Source organism: Arthrobacter sp. Hb9-2 (assembly GCF_059091165.1).
In genome coordinates, this window is record NZ_JBNHGJ010000099.1 from 1 (window position 1) to 550 (window position 550).

The 550-nt window shown below is 62.5% G+C and carries 2 protein-coding genes; both read left to right on the plus strand.

Translation table 11 applies throughout. The features are described 5' to 3' along the window. The coding region (locus tag AC5RV1_RS21365; RefSeq protein ID WP_493995956.1) for a phage holin family protein at positions 1–153 on the plus strand (153 nt) is incomplete at its 5' end. Next, positions 150–550: DUF3618 domain-containing protein (locus AC5RV1_RS21370; protein WP_493995955.1), on the plus strand; the 401-nt coding region annotated here is incomplete at its 3' end. The genes AC5RV1_RS21365 and AC5RV1_RS21370, both read left to right, overlap by 4 nt.

Here is a 550-nt window from a genome sequence, read left to right on the forward strand (position 1 = left end):
GCCGTGATCGTCGCCGTGATCTGGGGCATCATCGCCGCGGTCCTGGCCTCGATCGGCCGCAAGGAACTCAAACAAATCAAAGGCATGCCCCAGACAGGCGAAACACTCTCTGAAATTCCCCCAACCCTAAAACCAGGTGAGGTAAACCGATGAGCGATAACCCGGACGCAATCCGCCAAGACATTGAAGAAACCCGCGCACGCCTGGGCACCAACGTGGACGCGGTCGCCGACAAAGTTACCCCCTCCAACATCGTCCACCGCCAGACTGAAAAAGTCACAGAATCAGTGAAGGACGCCGTGACAGGGGTCAAGGAGAAAATCATGGGAGCAGCAGACTCAACCACCACCCGGGTCCAGGACAAGGTCTCCTCCGGCACCGGGCACGCCGGGGACGCCCTGCACAGCACCGGCGAATCCCTGCACGGAGCCAAGGACACCGCCGCCGCCAAACTCTCTGACGCCGGCACCGCACTCTCCCACGCACCGGACCAGGTCAAAGCCAAAACCCAGGGCAACCCCCTGGCCGCCGGCCTGATCGCCTTCGGCGC